Consider the following 7,815-nt stretch of genomic DNA (forward strand, 5'->3'; position numbering starts at 1 on the left):
AGGGATTAAGTAGCGTGGGGCGCACGCAAACTTTACACGCTTCGGGAGAGGTTCCCTCTTGGTTGGTTGGAGAAATCCTGCTTGCTAACGGAGACTCAATGAACGAAGAATCCCCGTCTCTTTAGAGCGGGGAGCGTCAAACATAGTTGCTTGAGTTTGAACATCAGATGCCGGCACAATTACTGCCAGCAGTCGTGACAGGAGACAGGAGAATTTTTTCCAGCTGCCTCTTGCCTATCCTAGCTAAGAAATTAATCTGGCACTACTGCTAATTAGGGTTTACTGAAAAAGTTTCTTGGTGGGTGTGGGGTTTTACCGATTTTCAGAAGGTTTTTAGATTTATTCAGTAAACCCTAATTAAATCAATCTCTGAAAGACAAAAAGGGCAAAAAATCAGATTCATATCGATAAAATAACTTTTTTTTGACCTATAAGCCCATTTTTATCCTGTAATTGTCTCTGTATCTCGTCTCTTCTCACTTTAACCCCTAACCCCGAATCAGGCGACAGAGATTAATTTTTTGGCCTGCTTATTCGATAAAATAGGAGATTGGGCTATCTAATCAAATCTGTATCCTTAAGGCTATGACAACTATTTCTCGATCGATCCCCCAATCACCCACTAAATCCTCGTCTATCGGCGGCTGGCGCGGTTTGATCGAAGAATATCGCCAATTTCTGCCCGTAAGCAGTAAAACCCCTGTAATTACCCTCCTAGAAGGCAATACACCCCTGATCCCCGCCCCCTATCTCTCAGCACAAATCGGGCGCGATGTCAAGGTTTTTGTCAAATATGATGGTTTAAATCCCACCGGCAGCTTTAAAGACCGGGGCATGACCATGGCCATCTCGAAAGCGAAGGAAGAAGGGGCAAAAGCGGTGATTTGTGCCAGTACCGGCAACACCTCGGCGGCGGCGGCAGCCTATGCAAGAAGGGCCGGGATGCGGGCCTTTGTGATTATCCCCGATGGTTATGTGGCCTTAGGAAAATTAGCCCAAGCTTTATTGTACGGGGCGGAAGTCATCGCTATTAATGGCAACTTCGATGATGCCCTCAAGATTGTCCGCCAACTATCAGAAAATTATCCCGTAACTTTAGTCAATTCCGTCAATCCCTACCGTTTAGAGGGTCAAAAAACGGCGGCTTTCGAGATTGTCGATGTCTTGGGTAATGCCCCCGACTGGTTATGTATTCCCGTGGGCAATGCGGGCAATATTAGCGCCTATTGGATGGGATTCTGTCAGTATCACCAGATAGGTAAATGTGAACGACTGCCGAAGATGATGGGTTTTCAGGCCTCTGGGGCTGCCCCTTTTATCTCCAAACAACCGGTTGACCATCCCGAAACCCTGGCCACGGCTATCCGTATCGGCAACCCCGCTAACTGGGAAAAAGCCTGGGCTGCTAGTCACGCTAGTCAAGGGCAATTTCACGCGGTCAGCGATGAGGAAATATTGGCAGCCTATCGGATTTTAGGGGGCCAAGAGGGGGTTTTCTGTGAACCGGCCAGCGCCGCTTCTGTGGCAGGATTATTAAAAGTGCATCAACAGGTTCCCGATGGGGCCACCGTAGTGTGTGTTTTAACGGGAAATGGACTAAAAGACCCAGATTCGGCGGTAAAACACAGCAATAATCAACTAAAATCTGGGATTGCGCCCGAATTAACCCAAGTGGCTCAAATTATGGGCTTCTAAGCTAACGTCAATTCGGGTTAAGCAGTGCTTCTATAAAACTCCCTTAGAACTGGGAATTATACCAGCGCGACGGGGATCGATCGCTATGGCCATACTCATCGCCCGGGCAAAAGCTTTAAAAGTAGCCTCAATAAGATGATGGGAATTAATCCCGTCTAATTGGCGAATATGTAGGGTCATTTGACTGTGATTGACCAAAGCGACAAAAAATTCCCGCACTAGCTGAGTATCGTAGGTTCCCACTCTTTGGGTGGGAATTTCTAGACCATAACTGAGGTGGGGGCGACCGGAAAAATCGAGGGCAACTTGCACTAAAGCTTCATCGAGAGGGGCGACAAAATGCCCGAAACGGACGATCCCTTTTTTGTCTCCCAAAGCTTGCAGTAAAGCTTGTCCGAGGGTGATTCCCACGTCTTCATTGGTGTGATGGTCATCAATTTCTAGATCTCCGGTGGCGCGTACATCGAGATCGATCGCAGCGTGGGAGGCGATTTGCTGCAACATATGATCAAGAAAGGGAATTCCTGTCTGGGCGCGACAATTGCCGCTACCATCAAGATCGATCGTCACCTGTACATCGGTTTCTTTAGTAGTACGACTAACCGAGGCGCGACGGCAAGGTGAGACAAAAGAATCGGGTATCTGGGAAGTGGAAATCATTTAAGTAAAAATATGGACTAGGAAGATGAGAGTTTTTTTCAGTAATCAGTGAACTTAAAACTCATATCTGATTACCGATAACTGATCACTGATAACTGAAAAGAACGTAGGTTGGGTTGAAGCATGAAACCCAACGCCCGCTCATGTTACGCTACCGCTAACCCATCCTACAAATAATTGTGCCTCCCTACTTAGCTTAACAAATTAGGTTTTAGATTCGGCCCTTGTAATCAGTGAACTTAAAACTCACATCTGATCACTGATTACTGATAACTGATCACTGATCACTGAAAAGGACTAACTTTCTGGTTCAGTTTTAGCGGACGCCGGCGGACCAGGGGGCAAAACTTCCTCGCTGACGGGTTGAGGATTTTGGCTAGTGGGGGGACCGGCGGGGGAACCCTCCGGCTGATTGAGAGCGGGGGTTTGGGGAGGAGTTTCTGGGGCTTTTTCTTCGATTATCGCTTCTTTGGGCGGTTCTGGCTGGGTTTGGGGTGGATTTGTCCCTGTGGTTTCGGGGGGCTTGACGTTATCCGGTTGGGGGCTAACGGCGGGTTGCGGCGGTTGATTAGGACGAAGCGGGGTTTCAATTGCCGGCGTTACGGGGGGGGAGTTACGGGTATTGAGGTTGCTACCCTCTGGTTTTGGAGGATTAGCGATCGCCCCTGGGCACACTTCCGGGTTAGGGGCAAAACTGACTCGCACCTGATAGATTCTCGACTCACCACTGGGATTATTAAAACGAGTTAAGCGTACTTCCCTAGCCCCCTGTTGATTGAAAATCGGGAAGCCAGCACTTTTAATTAACTGGGGTTCACTGCTGAGGCGGCCTTGGGCATCCACCGTCACCCCATAAACCGCCGTCCCCGCCAATTGACGGGAACAAGCCGTGGCGGGATAATTACCAGTCAAATTGACGGTAGTTATGCCTCTGCTGCCCTGATTGGGCTGATTTAGTTCATTTAAGGCGTTAGGATTGGTTTTTTGGACTCTGGCCAGCCAATCCACCTGATTTCTCATGGCCTCCTCGTTACTGGTATTGCTTTTATCCGCCTCCAGGGAGCGCAAACGTTCCCGCATTTCCCACCTTAATTGTTGACGACGCTGTTCATCGAGGGGCGATTGACCATTCGGCTCCGGTGTGCGGGCTAGGGAATTGTTTAATTGTTCCTGCGCCTGTTGCGATGCACTAAGGGGCGAATTTCGCAATCTATCTAAAGTTAGATTATCTTGGTAGGGATCAAAGTAAGGCTGGAGCTGCTGGTTATTAGTCTGCCTCGGCAGATTATTATTCTCTGGCAGGGTGGGAACAGAAGGAGGACTAGGTAAACTGGGGGTAGAAGTGGGAAAATTGCGAGGAATCGGTAATCTACCCAGGGATGGGATAGATGCCACGGGAGGAGAATAGATATTGACGGAGGGTAAAGAGGAGAGGGGAGGTAAAGCAGGTAAGGAAGGTAAGGGGGGAAGGGAAGAAACCGAGGGTAAAGGAGGTAAGGTGCTGTTATGGATGCCATCCATGGGGGGGAGAGGAGGCAAAGAGGAAGAAGACGAATTGGGGTTAGGCAGTTCCGGTAAGCTGGACAGGGAGGAGTCGAGATTGGGAAGACGTGACTGCTCTAGAGGGTTCAATTCAATCAGATTGACGTTGCGTAAATCCTTTTTTGCCTCCTGCGCTGGATTATTGAGGAAATTAGGTAAGATAATCGCTAAAATTAGGGCATGAATACCAAGAGAAGCGGCGAACGAGAGATTATTAGAGTTAATTAGTTTATTTTCTTCGGTTTCTAGACCAAAATAGGAGGATGTCATAATTTAGTTAATTGAGCAGAGCCTGGAGGGGGAAAGTTAACTCTATTCTAATCGTCAGGGCGATTTTTTTTTCTTGAGGGCGGGGAATTAATTGGTGTCAGTATGCCCCCCCCCACCACCCCACACCCCACACCCTGCCCCTAGGAAAAACTTTTTCAGCCAACCCTACTTATGCTGTGAGCGGGCCACAGCTTTTAATTTGGGATACAATTCCGAAGGGTCTAACAAAGGGATAAACTCATCGATTGCCGGTTTAAAATTAGCCGGAAAATTCTCCCTCGTTCCATGGCTGTTAGGCGATTTAGGCACTGATTCTAATTCAGGGAATTTGGGCGTTTCCGGGGTTAACTGCGAGAATAATTCCTCCACATTACTCATACCTTTGCGAGGATCATTAAAAAGAGAAGTTTCTAAGTTGAGTAAAGAATCTTTACTCGTGGCTACTGTGCCATTATTATCGGTTTTTCCCGCTTCTGGCTCTGGACAGGGCTGCTCAAGGGTGGGAGAAGGTATATTGATCTGTTCCCGTTTAGGGATAACTGCTGGTTTTTTGTCATTTAACTGGGAATCTAGCAAGTTTTTACAAACCAAGCGCTCGAATTCCCCCGTAAAATGAAAGGTAGGATGGCCGCGACGGTGCCAAATTTTGAGGATTTCCTCCACCGAAATGACTTTGTAACGTCCCTGATAGAGTGCCTCTAAAATCGCCATGCGAATCCAATTTAGCGAATAGATGGGCAACCAGCGCTCGATTAATTCTTGCGCTTTATATCCTCTCATTTCAAATCGATATTGGTTGAGTATAGTCGCTATCTGCATGAGGTTGATCTCTGGGTTAATCTCTGTCATAGAATTTACAAAGATAGTGAGCGCAATCGTTATGGCTACTAGGCACTCTGTATATTAAGATTTTATTCGGGTTTTTCCTAGTGGTTTTTCCCTATTCTCCCCACAGTCAGCAATTCCAAATTCGGAATGTAGCAAATAATACTGAATATAGGACGCTTCTGCTGGGTACACCCAATCCCCAATCAAGAGGAATTAACGAGAGCAATAGGGATGGCCTCATCCAGCATAAAGTCTAAAAGGTGATGCCAGCCTTCAAACAACAGATACTTCAGCAATTCCAAATTTAAGGTTTCATGACATAAAAATCCTTATGACAAGAGGGTTGTACAATTCTTAACATTTGGAGTGATCTCTGAAACGGCGCAAAATGGTTCCGAATTTATTTTTGCTGCAAAATTTCGTCAATAAACCCAGAGGAGATAGAACTATAGCACTACCCTGACAGCCTAGAACCTTGCCGTTGACTGACCCCAAATCCGTTTTTAATAGTGTGATTAACTCTCAAGTTATGAATTGTTTCTCCCTGCTCCCCACTCCGCAGCTCCAGCGCTCCCTTCTCCCCACACCCTAGACCCTACACCCCACTCTCCTATACCTTTTAAACAGGATTTAGTATGACCACCCCATCGAGGTTTTCTGAGTCTCCAGAAATTTTTTGTTAAAATTTGCAACATAACTTAACAATGTGTTACACTTCTTAACATAAGCACAAAAAAGGAGCCTCCCCATGACTGCCCGCGGCTACACCACCGAAGAACAAGGAAGACTGAATAACTTTGCTGTCGAACCGAAAATGTACGTTGATAGTTCTAGCGGTCTCGGTTTTACCAAAAACGCTGAAAAATTGAATGGCAGACTAGCTATGATTGGCTTTGTCTCTCTTTTGGCCATTGAAGTGTTAACCGGTAAAGGAATCATTGCGTGGATTACCAGTCTCTAAGAATCAACAATCCCGTCGCGCTGTTCGGGGAGTTCAGTCCCCGTCCTAGCGGGTTGGTTTAGACCAGGTAAATGCCCTCAAAAACAGCTTTAGCTGAACCCGTCATGTAAACCCGGTTATCAGTTTCCGACCAGTGAATCTGAAGACAACCACCGGGCAGTTCCACGGTACAACGGCGATCGCATTTGCCCGTCAACAGGGCCGCCACCACCACAGCACAAGCGCCGGTACCGCAAGCAAGAGTAATTCCCGCTCCTCTTTCCCAGACACGCATCTTCATATAATCCGGCGCGATTACTTCCACGAACTCCACATTAGTCCGTTGGGGAAAAACCGGATGATGCTCAAATTTTGGCCCGATAGTTTCTAGAGGAATAGAGGCCAGATCATCGACAAAAGTGACACAGTGGGGATTACCCATACTAACGCAAGTAACTAACCAATCTTTGCCCTCCACCTCTAGGGGAACCGCGAGGACTTTTTCTGACCCATGGACCAAGGTGGTGGGGATTTCACTGCCGAGGAGTTGCGGCGGCCCCATATCGACCGTTACCTGTTCATTAGCTTCTAAACGGGGAATCATCGTTCCTGCTAGAGTATGAATGCGATAGGTGCGGCCAATGCTGTTGTTAGCCTCTAAACGGGCGATAAATTGGGCTAGACAGCGAATACCGTTACCACACATTTCCGGTTCCGAACCATCAGAGTTGAAAATTCTCATGGTGTAGTCGGTTGCTGCTTGGCCGGGAAGCACAAAAATCACGCCATCGGCACCGATACCAAAATGTCGATCGCACATAGCCACGGCCATTTCCGCTGTGATCAGGGGTTCGGGACTGTGACGGTTATCTATCAAAATAAAATCATTGCCCAGGCCTTGATATTTGGTAAAGGGGATTTTCATCGTCAATAAAAGCTACTCAACAGGAATAATAGAGGATGAACACCTCATCGATAAACTCATTATGTCTCAATTTGATCCTGGCCTACCGAGTATTAAACAAGTACAGAGCTATATTCAAGAGAAACGGGAAGTAGAAATTAAGTTAAGCACCGATGATCTCCTCGTTGGTCGCATCCTTTGGCAAGATGTTAACTGTCTATACCTGGTCGATCACTACGATAAACCCACTTTAATTTGGCAACAGTCTCTAGTTTATTTAAGACCTAAAGCCTAGGGGGAAATTGGCGATATTTGGCTGTGGGATGCGTCTAGGACGCATCAAAAATTCCTCAAATTATACTTCATCTTGATGAGAAAGGCTATAAATTGCCTAATCAAGAAAGTCAGAGAGTCCAGTTCAGATCTAGATTGCCGCTCAGACGAAAAAGAATAGCCAGATTTTGTGCTAACAATTTAGACCACTGCTGTACATAACCTGTTATACTCTTGGGCAAAACGACTCCACCGCGATTGTTATGCTGGAAAATCAGGTCATGGCAGCTGCCGATCCTAATGAGCAGATACCTACTCTAGAATTATCCATCGTCATGCCCTGTCTCAACGAGGCGGAAACCCTGGCCACCTGTATCAGCAAAGCGCGAGATTATCTGGAACGACACAAAATTGCGGGAGAGGTGCTAATCGCCGATAATGGCAGCAGCGATGGTTCCCAAGAAATTGCCACTAATTCAGGGGCGCGGGTGGTTCCTATCCCAGAAAGGGGTTATGGTAGCGCCCTGCGGGGTAGGGTTGATTCATTTAAATTAAGTACAGCTGATTTTGAGTCAATAAATTTGACCGAAAATTCTCAAGTTTCTCTTGTTCTAATCAAAAGAGTTAGTCACAATAACTAATCTTTAATCTTCCGCCAATATTTATTATGAATAAATTGATAAAGCTTGTTTCCAAGCCACTA

General features: G+C 46.7%; 7 protein-coding genes and 2 pseudogenes. 5 read left to right on the forward strand and 4 right to left on the reverse strand.

The features are described 5' to 3' along the window. Together IM319_RS22585 and thrC are read left to right on the forward strand one after the other, a co-directional pair. Positions 1–125 (forward strand): annotated as a pseudogene (locus IM319_RS22585) (RNA-guided endonuclease TnpB family protein); the annotation flags it as partial. A gap of 460 nt (positions 126–585) precedes the next feature. Then, complete coding sequence (gene thrC, locus IM319_RS14505; protein WP_287736019.1) at positions 586–1,695, forward strand: threonine synthase; 1,110 nt, start codon at positions 586–588, stop codon at positions 1,693–1,695. A 30-nt stretch (positions 1,696–1,725) separates the two neighbouring features. Here the strand turns inward: thrC and hisB are convergent, their stop codons facing one another. The 3 genes from hisB to IM319_RS14520 all read right to left on the reverse strand — a co-directional run bounded on the left by hisB (position 1,726) and on the right by IM319_RS14520 (position 5,016). Then, positions 1,726–2,355, reverse strand: a complete 630-nt coding sequence (gene hisB / locus IM319_RS14510; RefSeq protein ID WP_008203540.1) for an imidazoleglycerol-phosphate dehydratase HisB — start codon at positions 2,353–2,355, stop codon at positions 1,726–1,728. Positions 2,356–2,652: 297 nt separating this feature from the next. Continuing rightward, positions 2,653–4,167 carry an energy transducer TonB gene (locus tag IM319_RS14515; protein WP_287736020.1) on the reverse strand — a complete coding sequence of 505 codons (1,515 nt, stop codon included), beginning with the start codon at positions 4,165–4,167 and terminating at the stop codon, positions 2,653–2,655. 165 nt (positions 4,168–4,332) lie between these two features. Beyond that, a complete protein-coding gene (locus IM319_RS14520; RefSeq protein ID WP_287736021.1) occupies positions 4,333–5,016 on the reverse strand; it encodes a hypothetical protein in 684 nt (227 codons plus the stop codon). 727 nt (positions 5,017–5,743) lie between these two features. Here IM319_RS14520 and IM319_RS14525 point away from each other — a divergent pair. Next, on the forward strand, positions 5,744–5,956 hold the full coding sequence (locus tag IM319_RS14525; protein ID WP_286825383.1) for a chlorophyll a/b-binding protein: 213 nt from the start codon (positions 5,744–5,746) through the stop codon (positions 5,954–5,956). Positions 5,957–6,014: 58 nt separating this feature from the next. Here IM319_RS14525 and dapF read toward each other — a convergent pair whose 3' ends face one another. Continuing rightward, positions 6,015–6,860, reverse strand: a complete 846-nt coding sequence (dapF, locus tag IM319_RS14530; protein ID WP_287736022.1) for a diaminopimelate epimerase — start codon at positions 6,858–6,860, stop codon at positions 6,015–6,017. Positions 6,861–6,921: 61 nt separating this feature from the next. Here dapF and IM319_RS14535 point away from each other — a divergent pair, with 61 nt between their 5' ends. Both IM319_RS14535 and IM319_RS14540 read left to right on the forward strand, forming a co-directional pair. Then, positions 6,922–7,134: an Hfq-related RNA-binding protein gene (locus IM319_RS14535; protein WP_002756689.1), complete on the forward strand. Its 213-nt coding sequence runs from the start codon at positions 6,922–6,924 to the stop codon at positions 7,132–7,134. 241 nt (positions 7,135–7,375) lie between these two features. Further along, positions 7,376–7,663: pseudogene (locus IM319_RS14540) on the forward strand (glycosyltransferase); the annotation flags it as partial. Positions 7,664–7,815: the final 152 nt, after the last annotated feature.

This window comes from Microcystis sp. M113S1 (assembly GCF_020246945.1).
In the GTDB taxonomy this organism is placed as follows: domain Bacteria; phylum Cyanobacteriota; class Cyanobacteriia; order Cyanobacteriales; family Microcystaceae; genus Microcystis.

Bases quoted from the DNA above. Each gene is read 5' to 3' on its own strand.
- thrC (WP_287736019.1), top strand. From the start codon at position 586: ATGACAACTATTTCTCGATCGATCCCCCAATCACCCACTAAATCCTCG.
- hisB (WP_008203540.1), bottom strand. From the start codon at position 2,355: ATGATTTCCACTTCCCAGATACCCGATTCTTTTGTCTCACCTTGCCGT.
- IM319_RS14515 (WP_287736020.1), bottom strand. From the start codon at position 4,167: ATGACATCCTCCTATTTTGGTCTAGAAACCGAAGAAAATAAACTAATT.
- IM319_RS14520 (WP_287736021.1), bottom strand. From the start codon at position 5,016: ATGACAGAGATTAACCCAGAGATCAACCTCATGCAGATAGCGACTATA.
- IM319_RS14525 (WP_286825383.1), top strand. From the start codon at position 5,744: ATGACTGCCCGCGGCTACACCACCGAAGAACAAGGAAGACTGAATAAC.
- dapF (WP_287736022.1), bottom strand. From the start codon at position 6,860: ATGAAAATCCCCTTTACCAAATATCAAGGCCTGGGCAATGATTTTATT.
- IM319_RS14535 (WP_002756689.1), top strand. From the start codon at position 6,922: ATGTCTCAATTTGATCCTGGCCTACCGAGTATTAAACAAGTACAGAGC.